Origin of the sequence: Limnobaculum zhutongyuii (genome assembly GCF_004295645.1) — a bacterium.
Classification (GTDB): Bacteria; Pseudomonadota; Gammaproteobacteria; order Enterobacterales; family Enterobacteriaceae; genus Limnobaculum; species Limnobaculum zhutongyuii.
The window spans coordinates 1,953,206-1,975,230 of the sequence record NZ_CP034752.1; the positions used below are offsets into that span (position 1 = coordinate 1,953,206).

The window sequence follows — 22,025 nt, forward strand, 5'->3', positions numbered from 1 at the left end:
AGGCGGTCGAATGACCGCCTAGATATGTCTGATTACGCGTTAGCAGCAGTGATATAATCAATCGCTGCCTGAACAGTAGTAATCTTCTCTGCTTCTTCGTCTGGAATCTCAGTATCAAACTCTTCTTCCAGAGCCATAACCAGCTCTACGGTGTCAAGAGAATCAGCACCCAAGTCTTCTACGAAAGAAGCTGCGTTTTTGACTTCTTCTTCTTTAACACCCAGTTGTTCAATAATGATTTTCTTAACACGTTCTTCGATAGTGCTCATACTCTTAAATTTCCTATCAAAACTCGCTAACGCGATGGTTTTCGTAGTTTATTCAATGTTGAAAAAGATGCAACCAAATATCGGCTGGTCGAACCACAATTTTAAACTATTTAGCTAAATTTAGCGCAAATTGCTTAAAAAAAATGCGATTCTTATAGCATATACATGCCACCATTCACATGTAAGGTTTCACCCGTAATATATCCAGCTTCATCAGAGGCTAAAAATGCAGCAGCGCTGGCTATCTCTTTTGCTTCGCCCAAGCGGTTAGCTGGGACTTGTGACAAAATGCCTGACCGTTGTTCATCTGTCAATGCACGCGTCATATCAGTTTCAATGAAACCTGGTGCAATAACATTGACAGTAATGCCTCTAGAAGCAACTTCACGCGCCAGCGACTTACTAAAACCAATAATGCCAGCTTTAGCCGCAGCGTAGTTTGTCTGCCCTGCATTACCCATTGTACCAACAACTGAGCCAATAGTAATTATCCGACCATAACGTTTTTTCATCATCGCACGCATAACTGCTTTTGATAATCTGAAAACGGACGTCAGATTGGTGTCAATAATATCTTGCCACTCGTCATCTTTCATACGCATTAACAGGTTATCACGGGTAATACCCGCATTATTGATCAGAATGTCAATTTCACCAAATTCAGCACGAATAGTCTCAAGCACAGATTCAATAGATGCGGAATCAGTCACATTTAGTGCTAATCCTTTTCCATGAGTGCCCAAATATTCGCTAATCGCCTCTGCACCTTTCTCCGTCGTTGCTGTGCCAATCACACGAGCGCCTTCAGAAACCAGTTTTTCAGCGATAGCTTTGCCGATACCCCGGCTTGCGCCAGTGACCAGTGCAATTTTTCCGTCTAACTTCATGCATTTCCCCTTTAGGATAAACTCGGTTCCGGCTTACAGTTCCAGAGCACTTTGTAAGCTGGCTGGATCGTTAACCGCAGCGGCTGACAAGGTATCTACAATGCGCTTGGTTAATCCGGTTAAAACTTTTCCAGGGCCCATTTCCAACAGGAATGTCACCTGTTCAGCCGCCATATGCTCAACAGTTTCGGTCCAACGAACCGGACTATACAGCTGGCGAACCAATGCGTTGCGAATCGCTTCACCATCGGCTTCAGCTTTAACATCAACATTATTAATTACGGCAATTTGTGGTGCGTTGAAGTTAACTGATTTTAATGCTTCCGCCAGTTTATCTGCTGCTGGTTTCATCAAAGCACAGTGTGACGGTACGCTAACAGGCAATGGCAGAGCGCGTTTAGCGCCAGCGGCTTTACAGGCGGCTCCGGCACGTTCAACGGCTTCTTTATTACCAGCAATAACCACCTGACCCGGTGAGTTAAAGTTAACCGGAGAGACCACTTGCCCTTGAGCCGACTCTTCGCAAGCTTTTGCGATAGCGTCGTTATCCAGACCAATAATGGCATACATCGCGCCGGTACCTTCTGGTACAGCGTCTTGCATCAGTTTGCCACGTAGCTCAACCAGTTTAATCGCGTCTTTAAAGTCCAACACGCCAGCACAAACCAGCGCTGAATACTCACCCAGACTATGGCCAGCCAGCACGGCAGGTTGTTTACCACCTTGCTGTTGCCAAACGCGCCAGATAGCAACCGAAGCAGCTAATAGCGCAGGTTGAGTCTGCCATGTTTTATTCAGTTCAGTATCCGGACCCTGTTGTACCAGTGACCAAAGATCGTAGCCCAGCGCTTCAGATGCTTGAGCATACGTTTCCTGAACGACAGGAAACGCTTCTGCCAGCGCAGCTAACATGCCAACGGTTTGCGAACCCTGTCCCGGAAATACGATTGCAAATTGATTCATATTTATTTTTCCAGACCCTAACTTAAAAACGAATTAGCGCAGAACCCCAGGTGAAACCGCCACCAAAGGCTTCCAGTAAAATAAGATGACCACGTTGGATGCGTCCATCCCGAACCGCTTCATCCAGTGCCGCTGGCACCGATGCTGCCGAGGTGTTACCGTGACGATCGAGCGTAATGACCACCTTATCCATTTCCATACCCAGTTTTTTCGCGGTAGCGGAAATAATCCGGAAGTTAGCCTGGTGAGGAACTAACCAGTCCAGTTCAGATTTATCGATATTATTGGCATCAAGGGTTTCATCAACAATGTGGGCCAGTTCTGTTACCGCCACTTTAAACACATCGTTACCCTTCATCGTCAGATAATCAGGTTTGGAAGGATCAACACGATCGTGATTAGGTAAGGTTAATAGCTCACCATAACGACCATCAGCATGTAAATGAGTAGAAATAATTCCTGGCTCATCAGATGCGCCAACCACAATCGCACCGGCACCATCACCAAACAGAATAATGGTACCGCGATCTTCTGGATCCAGCGTGCGACTTAACGCATCAGAACCGATAACCAGCGCGGTTTTAACAAAACCAGTTTTAACATACTGATCCGCTACGCTAATGGCATAAGCAAAACCAGCACAGGCGGCAGCAATATCGAACGCCGCTGCATCTTTAATGCCTAAATATTTTTGCACTTCACAGGCAGCACTGGGGAAAGCATTACTTGATGATGTGGTTGCAACAATAATCAACCCAATATCATCTTTATCAATCCCTGCCATTTCAATCGCTTTATCAGCGGCGTGGCATGCCATGGTGGCAACGGTTTCATCCGCTGCGGCGATATGACGTTGACGAATCCCTGTACGGGAGACAATCCACTCATCTGTTGTATCTACCATCTGCTCTAGATCGGCATTGGTACGCACTTGTACAGGCAGGTAGCTGCCAGTACCGAGAATTTTTGTATACATGGACGATCATTCACTCTTAGGTAATACAGCCTGAAGGCGAGCAGCAATTTGCGTAGGAACCTGACGTTCCACAGCCTGCACTGCCTGCTCAATGGCTACGGTGAAAGCCTGTTGGTTTGCTGCCCCATGACTTTTAATCACGGAACTGCGTAATCCTAACAGACAGGCACCATTATATCGATCAGGATTTAAATGGCCGAAACGTTTAGAAAGACTCTTTTTAAACCAGTAACTGATTAACTTCATCCACCATAATCGTTTCCGCTTCCCTGACGACAGTAATGAAAGGAATACTCTGACTACACCTTCCAGTGTCTTTAACGTAACGTTACCGACAAAACCGTCGCATACTAACACATCCGTTTCGCCAGTCAGAAGATCGTTACCTTCAAGATAACCGATATAGTTTATCTGTTGAACATTCCGGAGTATAGCCGCAGCAGCCTGAATATTATCAAGGCCTTTGGTCTCTTCTTCTCCAATATTCAGTAATGCCACTCGTGGATTGTTAATCTGCAGAATCTCTTCTGCCATCACGGCGCCCATTACGGCAAACTGAACCAGCATATCACTGTCACACTCAACGTTGGCACCTAAATCCAGTAACAACGTTTTTCCCCCTTTCTGATTAGGCAAAGCGGTCACCAATGCAGGGCGATCGATACCATCCAGAGGTTTGAGCATCATTTTAGCTAATCCCATCAACGCACCGGTATTTCCGGCGCTAACACAGGCCTGAGCTTCCCCCTCTTTTAACAGTTCCAGCGCAATACGCATAGAAGTGCCTCGACTATTACGAATAGCCTGAGAAGGTTTGGCATCATTAGCTACCATGAGTTCTGCGGGAATAAGCTGAAGACGTTCAAGAGCAGCCGGATCACATTGTTTAAGGTGTGGCTGAATATCGGATAGATTACCAACGAGCTTGATATTGAGTGCGGGATTAGAAGCCAATGCCTGCAAGGCTGCAGGCACTGTTACGCAGGGACCGAAGTCCCCGCCCATAGCATCTAACGCAATGGTTAGACGAGACAAGGGATCACCAATGATTATTTAGTGATAACCTTGCGGCCACGGTAGTAACCGTCAGCGGTGATGTGGTGACGCAGGTGGGTTTCACCTGAGACTTTATCCACAGATACTGCAGCTGTAGTCAATGCATCATGTGAACGACGCATGCCACGTCTTGAACGGGTACTTTTGTTCTGTTGTACGGCCATCGACCTTACTCCTCGGTTACTTTTGCTTTAAACTGGCTAATACGGCAAATGGATTTGGTTTTTCCGCCTCTGGCGGTAGTTCACCAAAAATCATGTCCGCTTCGGACACTTCACAGTGTTCATATTCATGAACCGGCGCTATTGGCAATGAAAGAATAAGTTCATCTTCAATTACTGCCAGCAAATTGATTTCGCCAAACTCATCGACTTCAATCGGCTCGTAGTCTGCCGGTAATGCTTCTGCCTGCTCATCATTCTTGACCGGGCTGAAACAATACGTTGCGTGAATAGTGTAAGGAAAATTGCCATTACAACGCTGACACATCAAAGTTACTGGAACCGTGGCCTGCCCTGTAATCACAACCAACCGCTGATTATCGATATTAAATGATAATTCAGCTTCAACATCACCATCCACACTTACTACTGATTCTGCTAACCGCTGGGCCTGAGCGCCTGAATAGATACCTGAGTAATCCAGACTTTTCTGAGCCGTACGGAGCGGATCAATAGTTAAGGGTAATTTTACCTTTTGCATAGGGCGCGCATATTATCGTTGTCATGGCTGATAGTCAAAGGAAATGCACGCAAATAACGTGCTTTTAACGATCTCAGCTTTTTCGAGTGGGCATAGTTTAAAGCAGCCGACGCGGTTTCGCTATTGTTTTAATAAAAATTAAATACATCGATGAAATCCAGTTATTCATTGATTTATAAAATAAAAAACAGCTTCATTCTTATCATGTCATAAATTGATAAGCTTTGTTGACGGATTAAATAATGTTAATCACCTATAAATAGTGATTAATTAACAACCATATTTCATTACAAATAAATATTCGCCCTCTCTTATTAGGATAAAGGGATGAATTACCTTTATTATGTTTGTTTCAACACTACCAATGGGTTTATACAATACTCAAGATATGACACAACTCATTTTGGCTTCAACCTCACCCTACCGTCAGGCCCTGCTGGAAAAGCTGGGGCTTCCTTTTATATGTATAGCGCCAGAAGCGGATGAAACACCTCGAGTAAATGAATCTGCAGAAGCATTGGTTATTCGACTGGCAACCAGCAAAGCCGAAACCGTGGCTAAAAATAATCCGGACAGTCTCATTATTGGTTCCGATCAGGTATGCGTGTTAAATCACCAAATTACCGGCAAACCGCTTAACAGAGAAAACGCTATCGCTCAGTTAACGCAAGCCAGTGGACAATCTATTACCTTCTATACCGGCCTTTGCCTGTATAACAGCCATAACCAACAGGCAGAGGTAATATGCGAGCCTTTTACGGTTTTTTTCCGTCATCTCAGTCAGGAAGAGATCGAAGCCTATGTTGATCAGGAACAACCATGGTATTGCGCGGGAAGTTTTAAATCCGAAGGTTTAGGCATTACGCTGTTTGAGCGGCTGGAAGGACGGGATCCGAATAGCCTGATTGGGCTTCCTTTAATAGCTCTTAATCATATGTTGATAAAAAATAGTATGAACCCATTGAATCGAAAATAAAACGTGACGGCGTCACTGACATTGATTGGACTAAGCTAGTCATTCGCACTTTTGCGGTTTAATTAAACTCAGACAAAAGTGCGAACTATCAGAAAACTTAAGACTTTTGCGCCCGTAATACAGTTAAACAACGATGAAGTGTTTTATCCATCGGTGCCTCTACTCTCATCGTTTCCCCGGTAGAGGGATGCTCAAAACGCAAACTGGCCGCATGAAGGAACAAACGATTTAAATCGGTCTGCTCAAGCTGTTGATCAAATTCCCGGTCACCGTAACGATCGTCAAAAGCAATAGGATGACCAGCATGTAAAGTATGAACGCGAATTTGGTGTGTTCTTCCCGTTACCGGACTGGCCTTAACCAGGGTAGAAAACTCAAAACGCTCTTCTACTTTAAAACGAGTCTCTGAAGGTTTGCCTTCTGCATCAACCCGTACGATTCGCTCACCACTTTGCAATACGTTTTTCAACAAAGGGGCTTGTACTACTTTACAATGAGACTGCCACTGACCACGAACCAGCGCCAGATAATCCTTCTGCATCGTCTTTAAACGTAATTGTTCATGTAACGAACGTAATGCTGAACGTTTTTTTGCTACCAGCAAAACACCGGATGTTTCACGATCTAAACGGTGGACCAGCTCAAGAAATTTAGCGTCTGGTCGAAGCGCTCTTAAGCCTTCTATTACACCAAAACTCAAGCCGCTTCCACCGTGAACCGCCGTTCCTGAAGGTTTATTCATGACCAGAATATGGTCATCCTCATAAAGAATGCAGTGTTCCAGCGCAGCAACCTTATCTAATTTGGCTGAAACGACAGACTCTTCGCGCTCGGCGACTCTAACGGGAGGAATTCGGATAATATCACCGTCTTCCAGCTTATATTCCGGCTTAATACGTTTTTTATTTACGCGAACCTCACCTTTACGCAGCACACGATAAATCATACTTTTCGGCACACCCTTCAGCATGGTTCTTAAAAAGTTATCGATGCGTTGTCCTGCCGTATCGGCAGTAATGGTGACAGTTTGTACAGTTGGTTGATTTGTTTTCATAACGCTGATTCTAGCACGATCATTTTTTGCTAAATATGCCTTATTAACTTGTTTTAATGACTACACTTATCAATAGTGCTATTTGAGCTGAAAAATAAATAAGATACGTGTTGCAAGTATGCCATCGTATTCAGGCATGTAAGCCTCTGTCGGCGTTAACTTTAACACGTTTTTTACATTATTACGTATCTGAGTAAAAGTCACCTTGCCATAATGCGGTTGGCAGTTGATAATGTGGCTGATTTTCTACCCTGACTCACTTTAAAGTGTGATAACAGGGAAAAAATGAAATTTGCAGATAGCTCAAGTAGTGCAGCAATGGCGTAAGACGCATTGAGTATCAGGCAATTAGCGAGCTACGGGTAGTGGCCTGGATAGTATAAAGGGACCCGATTTCCACAGATTTCAGGAACGGCTTTCCCCGATAAAAAGCGCTGTTTTCACAAAGAAATACAGGCTTACCGAGATAATGCGCCCCTGTGCAGGCGACAACCGTGAGGTTGACGATTTTGCGATAAGACTCGGGGCCGTCGGTTAACGCTGTCCATTAGTTCCTCTATGCGTAGACTCAATTGACAATGTAAAAAAATGAGTATTTTTTAATGAAAAGAATGTTGATTAACGCAACTCAACAGGAAGAGTTGCGTGTAGCCTTAGTTGACGGGCAACGTCTGTATGATTTAGATATTGAAAGTCCAGGGCATGAACAAAAAAAGGCAAACATTTATAAAGGTAAGATCACCCGCGTTGAACAAAGCCTTGAAGCGGCATTTGTTGACTACGGTGCAGAACGACACGGTTTCCTCCCTTTCAAAGAAATTTCCCGCGAGTATTTTTCCTCTAATTCTGCGTCTCAGGGTCGTCCTAACATTAAGGATGTACTGCATGTCGGCCAGGAAGTCATCGTTCAGGTTGATAAAGAAGAACGTGGAAATAAAGGCGCAGCACTGACAACATTTATCAGTCTGGCCGGTAGTTATTTAGTTCTGATGCCCAATAACCCACGCGCTGGCGGTATTTCTCGCCGTATCGAGGGTGACGATCGTCAGGAGCTAAAAGAAGCGCTGGATTCATTAGAGATCCCTAACGGCATGGGCTTAATTGTCCGTACTGCTGGCGTAGGTAAATCTGCAGAAGCCTTACAATGGGATCTGTCTTTCCGGTTAAAGCACTGGGAAGCGATTAAAAAAGCGGCAGAAAGTCGCCCAGCTCCATTCCTGATCCATCAGGAGAGCAACGTGATTGTTCGTGCTTTCCGTGACTACTTACGTCCGGATATCGGTGAGATTCTGATCGACAACATCAAAATCCTCGATTTGGCTAAAGAACATATCGCCGCGTTAGGCCGTCCGGACTTCAGCAGCAAGATTAAACCTTATACCGGTGAAATCCCGCTGTTTAGCCACTATCAAATTGAATCGCAGATTGAATCTGCATTCCAGCGTGAAGTGCGTCTTCCATCCGGTGGTTCGATTGTTATTGATACCACTGAAGCATTAACCGCTATCGATATCAACTCCGCCCGCTCTACCCGCGGTGGTGACATTGAAGAAACTGCATTTAATACCAACCTGGAAGCTGCTGATGAAATTGCCCGTCAATTACGTCTGCGTGACCTGGGTGGTTTGATCGTTATTGACTTTATTGATATGACCCCTATTCGCCATCAGCGTGAAGTAGAGAACCGTTTACGCGATGCCGTCCGTCAGGACCGTGCGCGTATTCAAATTGGTCGTATCTCTCGCTTTGGCCTGCTGGAAATGTCCCGTCAGCGTCTGAGCCCTTCTCTGGGTGAATCCAGCCATCACGTCTGCCCGCGTTGTAACGGCACCGGCACCGTGCGTGATAACGAATCATTATCTCTGTCTATTCTGCGTCTGATTGAAGAAGAAGCGCTGAAAGACAATACCAAAGAAGTTGACGCCATTGTTCCGGTGCAAATTGCCTCTTATCTGTTAAACGAAAAACGTGAATCAGTTAATGCTATTGAACGCCGTTCTGGTGGCAAAGTTCGCGTTGTGGTGGTTCCAAACGATCGTATGGAAACCCCTCATTACGAAGTCATTCGTAAGAAACCAGGCGAAGAGAGCAACGTGTTAAGTTACATGCTGCCACAGCTGCATGAAACCGAAACTGAATCGGAAGAAGAGACGGTTCTTGAGCGTAAAATTCCGGAACAACCGGCATTAACCAGTTTCTCAATGCCAACAGAATCGGCGCCGGTTGAAGAGAAAAAAGCACCTGTTGCTGCAACGCCAGTTGTTAGTCAACCCGCTGGTCCGGGCCTGTTCTCTCGTTTTGTTAGCGGATTAAAAAATCTGTTAGCACCGGCAGAAACCGTTGCTGCCCCGGTTGAAAAAACAGCGTCTGAGAAATCTTCTGGCAACAACCAGCAGGATCGCCGTAACAATCGTCGTAATAACAATCGTAAAGATCGCAATAACGATCGTAACAATGACCGTAATAACGATCGTAACAGCGACCGTAATGAGCGGAATGAACGTAACAGCGATCGTCAAAACCGCGACAACAATCAGGAATCGCGTCGTAATAATCGTCAGGCTACCGCTGCACCACAAGATAGTGCACAGGAAGCGACAGCTACCACCACTGCTCGTGATGAAAACCGTCGTGAAACTCGTGCTGAACGTCAACGTCGTCGTAACGAAGACAAACGTCAACAACAGCAACAAGCTGTGCAGGTAGAGCAAGTTGAAGCCGCTGTTGAAAATGAAGTTTCTGCAGAGGAAGAAAAACCGACTCAGGCGCCAGCTCAACGTCGTCAACGTCGCCAAATGAACCAAAAAGTTCGCGTTGCGGCTCAAAACGATCAAACAGCTGAAAATATTACCCCAGTCGCTGCGGTGAAAACGCCTGTTGCTCCGGTAGAGGAAATTAAGCTACTACCTCAACCAACAACTGTCAGCGAAAACTTCGTAGCGCCAACGACTGATGAAGCTGATGGAGAGAAAAACGGTTATAACAACGCAACCGATAGTAACGGTATGCCGCGTCGTTCTCGCCGCTCACCTCGTCATCTGCGCGTTAGTGGACAACGTCGTCGTCGTTATCGCGATGAGAAGTACCCTAGCGTATCGCCAATGCCATTAACTCTGGCTATGGCTTCACCAGAGATGGCTTCAGGTAAAGTTTGTATTAACTATGCTGCTCTGGCGACAGAACAGGTGAAAGTTTTCGAACCGGTTGAAGCACTGGAAGCTGCGAATAACCAACAGACTGAAGTTGTATCCGCGGTTCCAGCCGTTATTGAAGCACCCGTAGCCGTTGTTGAAACAGCAGCAGAACCTCAGCTCGCTACTTCAGTCATTGCTGAAACGGTAAGTGAGCCAGCCATTGCGGTAACCTATATTGCTGAAAGAGATGAACAACCTGCTGCGGAAACTGAACTGGTTGTTACGCCATCAGTAGAAACCGTATGGCATGTTGAAGCGCCAGCACCGCTGGATATCGCTCCGATTGAAGCACCAAAACCATTGAAGAGTGAATCAGTAGTGGCACCTGAAGCGATTTCTGGTGGTAGCTCATCCGCTCCGGCAGCATCTCCGTCATTCAATACTGAACCTGACGTTATCGTTGAAGAAGTGGTTCAGACGGTAGTTGAAGTTGAAACATCAGCGGTTGAAGTTATTAATACTGAATCGGTTGAAAAGAAGGCGTCTAGTGTTGCCAGTTCTCCGGCCTTTAAACCAGTGATGCCTGAGTTAGAAACAGCTGAAGCTGAAGAAGCCCCTGCGGCTCCACAAGCTAAACCTGAAGAAGCTCCAGTGGCTAAAGAAGAGGTTGTGGTTAAGCCTTCTGCAGGTGGTCACGCTGCTACTAATTATGCCAGCGCTCCTGCTGCAAGACCGGCTCCGGTTGATGATTAATCAATCGTAATATGGTAAAAAACAAAAAACCCGCATTATGCGGGTTTTTTTATCACTTCAGAAAATTAATAAACTTTTGTCATTAAATTAATCGTCAGTGATTCGATTTTACCTTTGGTGAATTGGCCAAAGGAGACAAAATGAGGTGACTTACTGTGGATATCCAGTATTTCTTGTGATGCCCAACGCTCTATAAATACATAGACCAGTGGATTTTGATTGTCCTGATGTAGATCATATTGCAGGCATCCCTCTTCTGCTCTGCTGCTATCTACCAGCTTTTTTAGTGCTTCCATTAATGGAGCCTGGAAATCTGCTTTAATAGTCAGTGTTGCAACAATAGTTATTTCGCTCATTTAAGATCCTTAGCCTTTTTCATGTCATAACAATAAAATTATTTAATTAACCAAACCCGACAATTTTTGCCTTTAATTTTTCCATTACGCAATTGTTCAAGGGCAAATCTGGCACGCTGGCGGCGAATAGCCACATAAGCCTGAGTATCAAAGATAGCTATTTTACCAACATCAGCTGCCGTTAGCCCTGCATCTCCGGTCAAAGCACCCAGAATATCTCCCGGGCGAACTTTGGCTTTACGGCCACCGTCAATGCTTAACGTCAGCATATTCGAAACCACCGGCTGAATATCGCTATGATTAAAACGCTCAGCCTGTTTCCACGTTAACTGTTCAGACAAATAGTCTTCAATAGCATGGGCGCGCTGTAGCTCATTCACCGTACAAAAGCTAATCGCCATTCCCTGAGCGCCAGCTCTACCGGTTCGACCAATGCGGTGAACATATACCTCAGGATCAAAAGGTAACTCAAAGTTGACCACTAATGGAAGATCCTTAATGTCCAATCCTCTGGCTGCCACATCGGTTGCCACCAACACCCGGCAACTTTGATTAGCGAATTGAACCAGCACTCGCTCCCGATCCCGCTGTTCTAAATCACCATGCAGAGCCAATACGCTGCTTCCGGCTGCACTCAGTGTCTCAGCTATCTCCTGACAGTCTCGTTTAGTGTTAGTGAATACCACACATGATTCTGGCTGACTGCTGGAAAGAATTTTCTGCAACAGACTAATACGCTGTTGTGCAGTAACTTCAATAAACTGCTGTTCAATATGAACCCGGTCATCCGCCGATTCAATAATAATTCGCTGAGGAGAACGCTGAACTCGCTCACTCATTTTCTCAATATCTGTAGGATAAGTGGCAGAAAATAGCAAAGTCTGACGTTGAGATGGCGTATGGCTGATAATGTCATTGACCTCATCAGAGAACCCCATATCCAGCATTCTGTCGGCTTCATCCAGTACCAAAATATTCAGATCATTTAACGTCAGATTCCCTTTGCGTAAATGATCCTGAATTCGTCCCGGAGTACCAACAATGATATGGGCAGGATGAGCCAGTGAATCTACCTGCGCTCCCATTGGTTGCCCACCGCACAGCGTTAAGATTTTAATATTGGCGATAGTGCGGGCCAAACGTCGAAGTTCTTTACTGACCTGATCGGCAAGTTCTCTGGTAGGGCAAAGTATTAATGCCTGAGTACGATAAGCATCAACCTGAATAGCAGACAGCAGCCCAATACCAAACGCAGCTGTCTTCCCGCTACCGGTTTTTGCCTGAGCCACCACATCCTTCCCCTGCAAAATATCGGGCAGCGCTGCGGCTTGAATGGGGGTCATTTGTGCATAACCCAGCTCATGCAGGTTATCAATTAGCGCTTTATCCAGCGGTAACTCGGAAAAGGATTGTGTTGTACTCACAGAAGACTCTTTAGCAGAAAGTGAACGGACTGGTCCAGACCAGACGAGAGGCTGATATTACCAGATTTTTTGGCTTATTGATGCTTATAACTGTTCCCTGATAAGACACATTTACCAACCATCCTGTCCAGGCCTCTTTTAAGACATCCAGAATAATTTTCGTTTTTCTCAGGTAAAGCAGTTGACACCCATCAACAAAACCAGTTTACTAGTACGCAAGAACGGATCATTTCTACAGGCAATTATCATGATGACATACCCTATGGTATTAACAGGTTGGTGGCGAGACTTCCCTTAGCGGGCGGCCTACTTGCACCATATTGTTATCTGATAAAGCAAATAGCCCAATAGCCCGCAAACTGCGGGCTTTTTTATTGTCTGAGCATTAGCATTGATAGATAACCAACAAAACTAACTAATTACTGGCGTACAACATGCAAACACAGAAACCAACAATATTATTATTGACCGCAGAGACGCCATATCGTGACGATCCTACGGCTATTTTTACCCAGTTCTGTAATAATCGCCCGTCCACTTTGCTGCTTGAATCAGCCGAAGTTGACAGTAAACAAAATTTGAAGAGTCTGTTGGTGATTGACAGCGCACTGCGGATTACGGCTGAAGGCCGCCGGGTTACGTTCCGGGCACTGACAGAAAATGGTAATGCCCTGCTAGCCTTATTAGACCAGCAGCTCCCAAAAGAGGTGGAAAACCATATCAGTGCAGGACAACGCGAGTTGATTTACCCTGAGATTGATGCGGTACAGGATGAAGATACCCGGTTAAAGTCCATCTCAGTTTTTGACTCCTTACGCCAACTACTAGCTCTGGTTAATGTTCCTCAGGATCAGCGTGAAGCGATGTTTTTGGGCGGCCTGTTTGCCTACGATCTGGTGGCTGGCTTTGAGAACCTCCCGACTCTGGAAAGCGATCGCCGCTGCCCTGATTTCTGTTTTTATCTGGCAGAAACGTTACTGATTCTCGATCATCAAAACGGTGTTTCGCGCCTTCAGGCCAGTCTGTTTACGCAGGACAATGCTGAACAACAGCGTCTGAAATCACGACTGATTGAAATTCAGCAACAGTTACGAGCTCCGGCTTCCCCAGTCACGGCTCCTGCGCTTGATAGTATGCAATTAAATTGCGATCGCAGCGATGAAGAGTACGGTGATATTGTCCGTGAACTACAGCAGTCTATTCGTCGCGGTAATATTTTTCAGGTAGTGCCTTCTCGTCGTTTCACTTTGCCTTGCCCTTCTCCACTGGCGGCTTATCAGACCCTGAAAGAGAGCAATCCCAGCCCTTATATGTTCTTTATGCAGGATGAGGAGTTCTCCCTGTTTGGTGCCTCACCAGAGAGTGCTCTGAAATATGAGGCCAACAGTCGACAAATTGAGATCTATCCTATTGCCGGTACTCGCCCACGAGGCCGTCGGCCTGACGGTTCGTTGGATAAAGATCTGGATAGTCGCTTTGAACTGGATATGCGTACTGACCACAAGGAGCTGGCGGAGCACATAATGTTAGTTGACTTAGCTCGTAACGATCTGGCCCGTATTTGCGAAGCGGGTAGTCGCTATGTGGCCGATTTAACCAAAGTTGACCGTTACTCGTTTGTGATGCATTTGGTTTCCCGGGTGGTGGGTACATTAAGAAAAGACCTCGATGCCCTGCACGCCTATCAAGCCTGTATGAATATGGGAACCTTAAGCGGTGCACCTAAAGTACGAGCCATGCAGTTAATTGCTCAATATGAAGGCGTTCGTCGCGGCAGTTATGGCGGCGCAGTTGGGTATTTGACCGCTCATGGGGATCTGGATACCTGTATCGTTATCCGTTCCGCCTATGTTGAAGATGGCATTGCAACGATTCAGGCAGGTGCCGGCGTTGTTCTGGACTCCAATCCACAATCAGAAGCGGATGAAACCCGCAATAAAGCCAGAGCCGTGCTACGTGCCATTGCCAGCGCCCATCAGGTTAAGGAGATTTTTTAATGGCTGATATCCTATTACTCGACAATATCGACTCCTTTACCTATAACCTGGTGGATCAACTGCGAGCCAGTGGTCATCAGGTAACGATTTATCGCAACCAAGTGCCTGCCGATATGATTATTCGACATGTTGAACGAATGAATAATCCGGTACTGATGCTTTCACCGGGGCCAGGTAAACCTTCTGAAGCGGGGTGTATGCCAGAATTACTTTCAGCTCTGCTTGGCAAGTTGCCCATTATTGGCATTTGTCTGGGACATCAGGCCATCGTTGAAGCTTATGGTGGCGCCGTTGGTCAGGCTGGCGAAATTCTGCATGGGAAATCATCACTGATTACGCATGACGGCATGGCAATGTTTGAAGGATTTCCTTCCCCGCTACCCGTTGCCCGTTACCATTCGCTGGTAGGTACAGAGATCCCCTCAGAGCTCACCGTTAATGCACATTTTAATCAGATGGTCATGGCGGTTCGTCACGATCGACATCGTGTATGTGGTTTTCAGTTCCATCCTGAATCCATTTTAACCACTCAGGGCGCACGCCTGTTAGATCAAACGCTGGAATGGGCGTTATCCTGACATTTTTAACCATATGAAAAATAAATATATTTAATTCATTTTTTCACTAAAAAATTGAGAACACTGAAAGAATGAAAATATTTTTATTTTTCTATCTTAAATATATTGACAGCGATACATAAAACTAGTTTACTAGTACACAGATGCAGCAAATAACTAACACAACAACACGAAGGTAATATCATGATGACATTAAATATTTTAGCAAATCGTTGGTGGCGACTCCTCCCTTAGCGGGCGGTTTACTTGCACTAATTTGTCATCTGATAAAGCAAATAGCCAAAAGCCCGCAAAATGCGGGCTTTTTTATGGACGCTTTTCACCAACCGAAAGCATCCTGGCAAAGAAACAAATTTTAATAAAAACGGCGAACACCAAAATGCAAACACAAGACATGATGCAATCAATTCTTAATAAATTATTCCGTGCCGAATCATTGACTCAGCAGGAAAGCCAAATGCTTTTTAGCAGCATTGCACATGGAGATTTAGAACCGTCACAACTGGCTGCTGCATTGATTAGTATGAAAGTCCGCGGGGAGACACCGGATGAAATCGCTGGCGCTGCAAACGCATTTTTAGCTGACGCCATGCCCTTCCCGCGTCCGGATTACGATTTTGCCGATATCGTTGGTACCGGTGGTGACGGCACTAACAGTATTAATATTTCAACCGCCAGCGCGTTCGTTGCCGCAGCGTGCGGTATTAAAATTGCCAAACATGGTAACCGTAGCGTATCCAGCCGTTCAGGCTCTTCTGACCTGCTGGCAGCAATGGGAATTAAACTGGATTTACCGGCAGATGTTTCTCGTCAGGCGTTAGATGAAGTAGGCGTCTGCTTTTTGTTTGCACCTCAGTATCACGCTGGCTTTCGCCACGCCATGCCGGTTCGTCAACAGCTAAAAACCCGTACGCTGTTTAACGTACTGGGTCCGTTAATTAATCCGGCCCGCCCGAAAAAAGCCGTGATTGGCGTTTACAGCCCTGAACTGGTACGCCCTATCGCCGAAGCGCTGAAAGTACTTGGCTACCAGCAAGCTGCTGTGGTTCACGGTGGCGGAATGGATGAAGTTGCCATTCATGCTCCAACTCAAGTTGCTGAACTGCGTGACGGTGAAATTGTATGTTATCAGTTAACCAATCAGGATTTTGGCCTGAAGCAATATGCGCTGTCCGACCTTGAAGGCGGGACACCTGAAGAAAATCGTGACATTTTGTCCCGCTTGTTACAAGGTAAAGGTGAAATTGCTCACGCGTCTGCCGTGGCAGCAAATGTGGCATTATTAATGAGATTATTTGGACAAGAAAATCTGCGTGCCAATGCGCAACAGGCAATGGATGTGATTCATAGTGGTGTCGCCTTCGATAGAGTGCAGGCACTGGCGGCAAGAGGATAAATGATGCAAGAAACCGTATTAACGCGCATTGTTCGTGATAAGCAGGTCTGGGTCGCAGAACGTCGTCAAAAACAGCCGCTGGAAAGCTTTCGCCATAAGGTTATTCCCAGTGAGCGCAACTTCTACCAGGCATTAACCAGTGATAACAGCGTTTTTATTCTGGAATGTAAAAAAGCATCCCCATCCAAAGGGGTTATTCGTCAGAATTTTGATCCGCGAGCTATTGCTGAAAGTTACCGTAATTTTGCCTCGGTCATCTCCGTATTGACGGATGAGAAATACTTTCAAGGCAACTTTGATTATTTAACGCTGGTAAGCAATCAGGTTCATCAACCGGTGTTATGCAAAGATTTTATTATTGATGAATATCAGATTTATCTGGCCCGCTTCTATCATGCGGATGCCGTTCTGCTGATGCTTTCGGTCCTGGATGATGAGCAATATGTCGAACTGGCTGCCGTTGCTCATTCACTCAATATGGGTGTGTTGACAGAAGCCAGCAATGAAAGTGAGTTGCAACGAGCCATTGAGCTACAGGCCCGTGTGGTGGGTATCAACAATCGGGATTTACGCGATCTCTCTATCGATCTGAATCGTACCCGTACTATGGCACCACAGCTGCCGGAGTCCACCATTGTTATCAGTGAATCCGGTATTCATAACTATCAGCAAGTGCGTGAACTCAGTCAGTACGCGAATGGCTTTCTTATCGGTAGCGCACTGATGTCAGAAGAGAATCTGGACCTGGCTATACGCCGCGTTCTTTTTGGTGCCAACAAAGTATGTGGATTAACCCGGCCAGAAGATGCTGCAGCCGCTTATCATGCCGGTGCCGTATACGGAGGGTTAATTTTTGTTGGTAAATCGCCTCGCTATATTGATTTAGTTCAGGCTCAAAAAGTTGCAGCGGCAGCTCCATTAAAATGGGTTGGCGTCTTCAGTAATGCTAAGGCCGATACCATTTGTCTGGCGGTAGATCGCCTTAATCTCTCAGTCGTTCAACTGCACGGTAGTGAAAATAGCGACTATATTCATGAGTTACGTTCACTCTTACCGGCAAGTTGCCTTATTTGGAAAGCACAATCGGTTGATGGTCAACTGCCCGAACTCAATGACTCTCTGGTTGATTGTTATCTGTTGGATAACGGTGCTGGTGGTACCGGACAGGCTTTCGACTGGCAAGTTTTACAGGGCCAGAAACTGGATAATGTGATGGTAGCCGGAGGATTAAACCCGGGTAATACCGCAGCAGCAGCCGAGCTTGGCTGTCAGGGGTTGGATTTTAATTCCGGTGTGGAAAGCCAGCCAGGCCATAAAGACATTACCAAAATCAACGCGGTATTTAGCATACTACGCAACTATTAATAATGACAAAAGTGGAAGACTAAGGGATATAACATGACATTACTTAACCCCTATTTCGGCGAGTTTGGCGGGATGTATGTACCTCAAATCCTGATGCCCGCACTACAGCAACTGGAAGAGGCTTTCGTCAGTGCTCAGCGGGACCCGGCATTTCATGCTGAATTTCAGGACTTACTGAGAAACTATGCTGGTCGCCCAACGCCATTAACCTTATGCCGTAATCTGACGGTGGGAAGCAAAACCAAACTGTATCTGAAACGCGAAGATTTGCTGCACGGCGGTGCCCATAAAACCAATCAGGTATTGGGTCAGGCGCTGTTAGCAAAACGCATGGGTAAAACTGAAATCATCGCCGAAACCGGCGCTGGTCAACACGGGGTTGCCGCGGCATTAGCCAGTGCCTTACTGGGTTTAAAATGTCGGGTTTATATGGGCGCTAAAGACGTTGAGCGTCAGTCGCCAAACGTTTTCAGAATGCGTTTAATGGGAGCAGAGGTTATTCCTGTGCACAGCGGCTCTTCCACCCTGAAAGATGCCTGTAATGAGGCACTGCGTGACTGGTCTGGTAATTATGATACCGCACACTATCTGCTGGGTACTGCGGCGGGCCCTCATCCATTCCCAACCATCGTACGTGAGTTCCAACGAATGATTGGTGAAGAAACCAAAGAACAAATGAAAGAGCGTGAAGATTGCCTGCCGGATGCGGTTATCGCCTGTATTGGCGGCGGTTCTAACGCTATCGGTATGTTTGCCGATTTCATCGAGGAGTCCAGCGTCCGGCTGATTGGTGTTGAACCTGCAGGATTAGGTATTGAATCTGGTCAGCACGGTGCACCATTAAAACACGGTCGCGTTGGTATCTACTTTGGTATGAAATCACCAATGATGCAAACCAGTGAAGGACAGATTGAAGAGTCCTACTCTATTTCTGCCGGTCTCGATTTCCCTTCTGTTGGGCCACAACATGCTCACCTGAACAGCATTGGTCGTGCAGAATACGTTTCAATTACAGATGATGAAGCGCTGGAAGCCTTTAAACAGCTATCCCGCCATGAGGGAATTATCCCTGCGCTGGAATCTTCTCATGCCCTGGCTTACGCCCTAAAAATGATTGCCGCAGAGCCGGAAAAAGAACAAATTCTGGTGGTCAATCTGTCTGGTCGTGGTGATAAAGACATTTTTACAGTTCATGATATTTTAAAAGCGCGGGGAGAAATCTGATGGATCGTTATCAACAACTATTTGAACGTCTGGCTGCTGGCAACCAGGGCGCTTTTGTTCCTTTTGTTACTCTGGGAGATCCAAATCCGGAGCTGTCGCTGGAAATTATTGATACCCTCGTTGCCGCAGGCGCTGATGCTCTGGAGCTGGGTATTCCGTTCTCCGATCCGCTGGCTGATGGTCCAACCATTCAAAGTGCTACCTTACGTGCTTTTACTTCAGGAGTGACACCGTCACTTTGCTTTGAGTTATTAGGCAAGATCCGGGCAAAACACCCTGATATTCCGATTGGCTTGCTGATGTATGCTAACCTGGTGTTTAGTCGCGGTATTGATGAGTTTTATGCACAATGTGCAAAAGTTGGTGTAGATTCCGTACTGGTGGCGGATGTTCCACTGGAAGAATCACAGCCTTATCGTCTGGCGGCACAGCGTCATAATATCGCACCAATCTTTATCTGCCCGCCTAATGCCAGCGACGAGCTATTACGCCAAATTGCTACCCATGGCCGTGGTTATACCTACCTGCTCTCCCGTGCTGGTGTCACCGGTGCAGAAAACAAAGCACATCTGCCACTGGAGCATCTGGTCGCCAAACTGAAAGAGTACAACGCAGCACCATCTATTCAGGGCTTTGGCATCTCAGAACCTTCACAGGTAAAAGCCGCACTCACCAGTGGAGCGGCAGGAGCCATATCTGGTTCAGCCATTGTGAAGATTATCGAACAAAGCCACCAGCAACCGAAAATTATGCTGGAGAAACTGGCGGAGTTTGTTAAGGGAATGAAGGCCGCGACGAAACGTTAATTAATATGCTGTATCTTATAACAGGCCCGCTTATTTAGCGGGCCTGTTTCGTTATTTAGGGATCCCACAAAAATATTTATTTCTCCACCACCAACCTTCCCGGCAACACAAACCTGAACTCACTGCCAACCCCCAACTGACTTTCGATACTCAACAGGGAATCATGGTGATTCAGCACATGCTTAACTATCGCCAGCCCCAAACCGCTACCGCCGGTCTGGCTGGAGCGCGATGGATCAACACGATAAAACCGCTCTGTCAGATGAGCTATGTGTTGTTGTTCAATGCCCGGACCATTATCTTTCACGCTAAACTGAGCACCACGAGGCGTTAATACCCAGCTAACATAAATGTCCGTTCCCGATGGTGTATGATTGATAGCGTTATACACCAGATTGGACATTGCGCTGTAAAGTTGTTCCTGATTACCTAACACCTGCAATTTAGCATCAACATCAAAATGAAGCTGATGTTCGCCGTTACTTAAAATATTGGCTTCACGCGCAAGACTATCCAACAGAACCGGTACGTTAATCTTTTCATTTAATGCATAACGAGGTGCTGCCTCAATGCGCGATAACGTCAGCAATTGATTCACCAGACTGCTCATGCGCTCAGTTTGGCCTTTCATGCTGGTTAATGCCTTATGACGTATCTCAGGCCGGGTATCATCATCCCCCAGCATTTCAATATAGCCTTGTAACACGGTAAGCGGGGTTTTTAGCTCATGGCTCACGTTGGTAAAGAATTTACGGCGAACTTCTTCTAATTGCCGGATTTGAGAGACATCCCGGGCAGAAATCAACATATGCCCCTCATCATAAGGCATCACCCTAAACTCAATATAACTCCCCTTATTGAACTGTAGAGTTAACGGCTCATGAAATTGCTTACGTTTAATAAACTCGGCAAATTGCGGATAGCGAATCAGATTAAGAATGTGCTGACCATTATCTTCCGGCCAGCGAAATCCCAACATTTGTTGCGCCAGTTTATTACACCAAAAGATATGTCCGCTTTCGGTACTCAACACTACGGCATCAGGTAGCGATTCGGCACCGCTACGAAAGCGTTTAATTAGTGAAGCCAACTCGCGTCGACGTTGGCGATTACGATGCTGCATTTGATACAGGCCGTAGAATAACGGTTCCCAACTTCCCCGACCGGGTGGAGGCATGATGCTGCGATCCAGCCATAACCAGTGAGACAGCTTTAACAGATTATAAAAATGCCACAGTAAGGCACAGAGTGCAGAAATCAGCAGTAATAGCGTCAGATGACCAATAAAAATGCTTAACAGCAATGCCGGAAGGCAAAACAGCAATAGCTCAATGACAATTCTCTTCCACGACAGGCGTTCTAGCACAGGCGAGTCCCTAACCAGTTAACTTAAAAGCGAGTTGAAAAGCGATAACCAGAACCGCGTACGGTTTGCAGCATCTTGTCATAACCGCTGTCCTCCAGCGTTTTACGCAAGCGACGAATAAATACGTCAACGGTTCGGTCTTCAACATACACATTGGTTCCCCATACCTGATTAAGCAATTGCTCGCGGCTATAGACCCGTTCAGGATGGCTCATAAAGAAATGCAGCAGTTTATATTCTGTGGGGCCCATATCCAGCGGCTTATCGTCCGCCATAACCCGGTGAGATGATGGGTCTAAGGTTAAGCCATCAAAGACCAAAGCTTCATGTTCAGTCATGGGTGACGTTCGGCGCATCACGGCTTTAATACGCGCCAGAAGTTCTTTAGGAGAAAAAGGCTTGGTTACATAGTCATCTGCCCCGGACTCCAGCCCTTGCACCCGATCCTCCTCTTCTCCGCGGGCGGTTAACATGACTACCGGAATCGCCTTCATCAGTGGATCGCGTTTCAGAAATTTAATCAGTTGAATGCCTGAACCCCCAGGTAACATCCAATCCAATAAGATCAGATCGGGGAAAGGCTCAATCAATAAAGATTGCGCAGCGGTAAAATCCGCGGCTTCAATGGCCTGATAGCCATTTTGTTCAAGAACAAGAGAAATCATTTCCCGTATCGGTGCTTCATCCTCAACCACCAGTATGCGTTTTATCATGCGGGCTCTGCTCTTTGTTGTTTTTTCTCA

General features: G+C 46.2%; 18 protein-coding genes, 2 pseudogenes and 2 other annotated features. Of the genes and pseudogenes, 8 read left to right on the forward strand and 12 right to left on the reverse strand.

Annotated features, from left to right (window positions below; translation table 11 throughout):
• Positions 1 to 32: 32 nt before the first annotated feature.
• The 7 genes from acpP to yceD form a co-directional block, all read right to left on the reverse strand.
• A complete protein-coding gene (acpP, locus tag EKN56_RS08590) occupies positions 33 to 269 on the reverse strand; it encodes an acyl carrier protein (protein ID WP_029095374.1) in 237 nt (78 codons plus the stop codon).
• Between the two features lie 152 nt (positions 270 to 421).
• On the reverse strand, positions 422 to 1,156 hold the full coding sequence (fabG, locus tag EKN56_RS08595; protein WP_130591396.1) for a 3-oxoacyl-ACP reductase FabG: 735 nt from the start codon (positions 1,154 to 1,156) through the stop codon (positions 422 to 424).
• A 33-nt stretch (positions 1,157 to 1,189) separates the two neighbouring features.
• The gene (fabD, locus tag EKN56_RS08600) at positions 1,190 to 2,119 is read right to left on the reverse strand and encodes an ACP S-malonyltransferase (protein WP_130591397.1); all 930 of its coding nucleotides are present in this window, start codon (positions 2,117 to 2,119) and stop codon (positions 1,190 to 1,192) included.
• Positions 2,120 to 2,141: 22 nt separating this feature from the next.
• Positions 2,142 to 3,095, reverse strand: coding sequence for a beta-ketoacyl-ACP synthase III (locus tag EKN56_RS08605; protein ID WP_130591398.1), 954 nt, complete (start codon positions 3,093 to 3,095; stop codon positions 2,142 to 2,144).
• A gap of 6 nt (positions 3,096 to 3,101) precedes the next feature.
• On the reverse strand, positions 3,102 to 4,130 hold the full coding sequence (gene plsX / locus EKN56_RS08610) for a phosphate acyltransferase PlsX (RefSeq protein WP_130591399.1): 1,029 nt from the start codon (positions 4,128 to 4,130) through the stop codon (positions 3,102 to 3,104).
• 14 nt (positions 4,131 to 4,144) lie between these two features.
• On the reverse strand, positions 4,145 to 4,315 hold the full coding sequence (rpmF, locus tag EKN56_RS08615) for a 50S ribosomal protein L32 (RefSeq protein ID WP_108899505.1): 171 nt from the start codon (positions 4,313 to 4,315) through the stop codon (positions 4,145 to 4,147).
• 16 nt (positions 4,316 to 4,331) lie between these two features.
• Complete coding sequence (yceD, locus tag EKN56_RS08620; protein ID WP_130591400.1) at positions 4,332 to 4,853, reverse strand: 23S rRNA accumulation protein YceD; 522 nt, start codon at positions 4,851 to 4,853, stop codon at positions 4,332 to 4,334.
• 388 nt (positions 4,854 to 5,241) lie between these two features.
• On the opposite strand from yceD, the gene EKN56_RS08625 reads away from it, so the two are divergent.
• On the forward strand, positions 5,242 to 5,829 hold the full coding sequence (locus EKN56_RS08625) for a Maf family protein (protein WP_130593645.1): 588 nt from the start codon (positions 5,242 to 5,244) through the stop codon (positions 5,827 to 5,829).
• Between the two features lie 97 nt (positions 5,830 to 5,926).
• Here EKN56_RS08625 and rluC read toward each other — a convergent pair whose 3' ends face one another.
• Positions 5,927 to 6,883, reverse strand: a complete 957-nt coding sequence (gene rluC / locus EKN56_RS08630; protein ID WP_130591401.1) for a 23S rRNA pseudouridine(955/2504/2580) synthase RluC — start codon at positions 6,881 to 6,883, stop codon at positions 5,927 to 5,929.
• A 602-nt stretch (positions 6,884 to 7,485) separates the two neighbouring features.
• On the opposite strand from rluC, the gene rne reads away from it, so the two are divergent.
• Entirely contained in the window at positions 7,486 to 10,770 is a 3,285-nt protein-coding gene (gene rne / locus EKN56_RS08635) for a ribonuclease E (RefSeq protein WP_130591402.1), read from the forward strand.
• Between the two features lie 65 nt (positions 10,771 to 10,835).
• Here the strand turns inward: rne and EKN56_RS08640 are convergent, their stop codons facing one another.
• Together EKN56_RS08640 and dbpA are read right to left on the reverse strand one after the other, a co-directional pair.
• Entirely contained in the window at positions 10,836 to 11,126 is a 291-nt protein-coding gene (locus tag EKN56_RS08640) for a putative quinol monooxygenase (RefSeq protein ID WP_130591403.1), read from the reverse strand.
• Between the two features lie 38 nt (positions 11,127 to 11,164).
• A complete protein-coding gene (dbpA, locus tag EKN56_RS08645; protein WP_130591404.1) occupies positions 11,165 to 12,550 on the reverse strand; it encodes an ATP-dependent RNA helicase DbpA in 1,386 nt (461 codons plus the stop codon).
• A 271-nt stretch (positions 12,551 to 12,821) separates the two neighbouring features.
• Positions 12,822 to 12,925, forward strand: a sequence feature (Trp leader region).
• Positions 12,926 to 12,984: 59 nt separating this feature from the next.
• Between dbpA and EKN56_RS08650 the strand changes: the two genes are divergently transcribed.
• The 6 genes and pseudogenes from EKN56_RS08650 (at position 12,985) to trpA (ending at position 19,916) form a co-directional block, all read left to right on the forward strand.
• The gene (locus tag EKN56_RS08650; protein WP_130591405.1) at positions 12,985 to 14,547 is read left to right on the forward strand and encodes an anthranilate synthase component 1; all 1,563 of its coding nucleotides are present in this window, start codon (positions 12,985 to 12,987) and stop codon (positions 14,545 to 14,547) included.
• Positions 14,547 to 15,116 (forward strand): annotated as a pseudogene (locus EKN56_RS08655) (glutamine amidotransferase-related protein); the annotation flags it as partial. The gene EKN56_RS08650 and the pseudogene EKN56_RS08655, both read left to right, overlap by 1 nt.
• 216 nt (positions 15,117 to 15,332) lie before the next feature.
• Positions 15,333 to 15,435, forward strand: a sequence feature (Trp leader region).
• 90 nt (positions 15,436 to 15,525) lie between these two features.
• Positions 15,526 to 16,521, forward strand: a pseudogene (gene trpD / locus EKN56_RS08660) (anthranilate phosphoribosyltransferase); the annotation flags it as partial.
• Between the two features lie 3 nt (positions 16,522 to 16,524).
• The gene (gene trpCF / locus EKN56_RS08665) at positions 16,525 to 17,886 is read left to right on the forward strand and encodes a bifunctional indole-3-glycerol-phosphate synthase TrpC/phosphoribosylanthranilate isomerase TrpF (protein WP_130593646.1); all 1,362 of its coding nucleotides are present in this window, start codon (positions 16,525 to 16,527) and stop codon (positions 17,884 to 17,886) included.
• 33 nt (positions 17,887 to 17,919) lie between these two features.
• Positions 17,920 to 19,110, forward strand: a complete 1,191-nt coding sequence (trpB, locus tag EKN56_RS08670; protein WP_130591407.1) for a tryptophan synthase subunit beta — start codon at positions 17,920 to 17,922, stop codon at positions 19,108 to 19,110.
• Complete coding sequence (trpA, locus tag EKN56_RS08675) at positions 19,110 to 19,916, forward strand: tryptophan synthase subunit alpha (RefSeq protein WP_130591408.1); 807 nt, start codon at positions 19,110 to 19,112, stop codon at positions 19,914 to 19,916. The genes trpB and trpA overlap by 1 nt, the downstream gene beginning before the upstream one ends.
• 76 nt (positions 19,917 to 19,992) lie before the next feature.
• Here the strand turns inward: trpA and phoR are convergent, their stop codons facing one another.
• Together phoR and phoB are read right to left on the reverse strand one after the other, a co-directional pair.
• Positions 19,993 to 21,282 carry a phosphate regulon sensor histidine kinase PhoR gene (phoR, locus tag EKN56_RS08680; protein WP_130591409.1) on the reverse strand — a complete coding sequence of 430 codons (1,290 nt, stop codon included), beginning with the start codon at positions 21,280 to 21,282 and terminating at the stop codon, positions 19,993 to 19,995.
• A gap of 23 nt (positions 21,283 to 21,305) precedes the next feature.
• Complete coding sequence (gene phoB / locus EKN56_RS08685; protein ID WP_130591410.1) at positions 21,306 to 21,995, reverse strand: phosphate regulon transcriptional regulator PhoB; 690 nt, start codon at positions 21,993 to 21,995, stop codon at positions 21,306 to 21,308.
• Positions 21,996 to 22,025: the final 30 nt, after the last annotated feature.

Coding starts and splice junctions, on each gene's coding strand:
- acpP (WP_029095374.1), bottom strand. CDS start 269: ATGAGCACTATCGAAGAACGTGTTAAGAAAATCATTATTGAACAACTG.
- fabG (WP_130591396.1), bottom strand. CDS start 1,156: ATGAAGTTAGACGGAAAAATTGCACTGGTCACTGGCGCAAGCCGGGGT.
- fabD (WP_130591397.1), bottom strand. CDS start 2,119: ATGAATCAATTTGCAATCGTATTTCCGGGACAGGGTTCGCAAACCGTT.
- EKN56_RS08605 (WP_130591398.1), bottom strand. CDS start 3,095: ATGTATACAAAAATTCTCGGTACTGGCAGCTACCTGCCTGTACAAGTG.
- rpmF (WP_108899505.1), bottom strand. CDS start 4,315: ATGGCCGTACAACAGAACAAAAGTACCCGTTCAAGACGTGGCATGCGT.
- yceD (WP_130591400.1), bottom strand. CDS start 4,853: ATGCAAAAGGTAAAATTACCCTTAACTATTGATCCGCTCCGTACGGCT.
- EKN56_RS08625 (WP_130593645.1), top strand. CDS start 5,242: ATGACACAACTCATTTTGGCTTCAACCTCACCCTACCGTCAGGCCCTG.
- rluC (WP_130591401.1), bottom strand. CDS start 6,883: ATGAAAACAAATCAACCAACTGTACAAACTGTCACCATTACTGCCGAT.
- rne (WP_130591402.1), top strand. CDS start 7,486: ATGAAAAGAATGTTGATTAACGCAACTCAACAGGAAGAGTTGCGTGTA.
- EKN56_RS08640 (WP_130591403.1), bottom strand. CDS start 11,126: ATGAGCGAAATAACTATTGTTGCAACACTGACTATTAAAGCAGATTTC.
- EKN56_RS08650 (WP_130591405.1), top strand. CDS start 12,985: ATGCAAACACAGAAACCAACAATATTATTATTGACCGCAGAGACGCCA.
- trpCF (WP_130593646.1), top strand. CDS start 16,525: ATGCAAGAAACCGTATTAACGCGCATTGTTCGTGATAAGCAGGTCTGG.
- trpB (WP_130591407.1), top strand. CDS start 17,920: ATGACATTACTTAACCCCTATTTCGGCGAGTTTGGCGGGATGTATGTA.
- trpA (WP_130591408.1), top strand. CDS start 19,110: ATGGATCGTTATCAACAACTATTTGAACGTCTGGCTGCTGGCAACCAG.
- phoB (WP_130591410.1), bottom strand. CDS start 21,995: ATGATAAAACGCATACTGGTGGTTGAGGATGAAGCACCGATACGGGAA.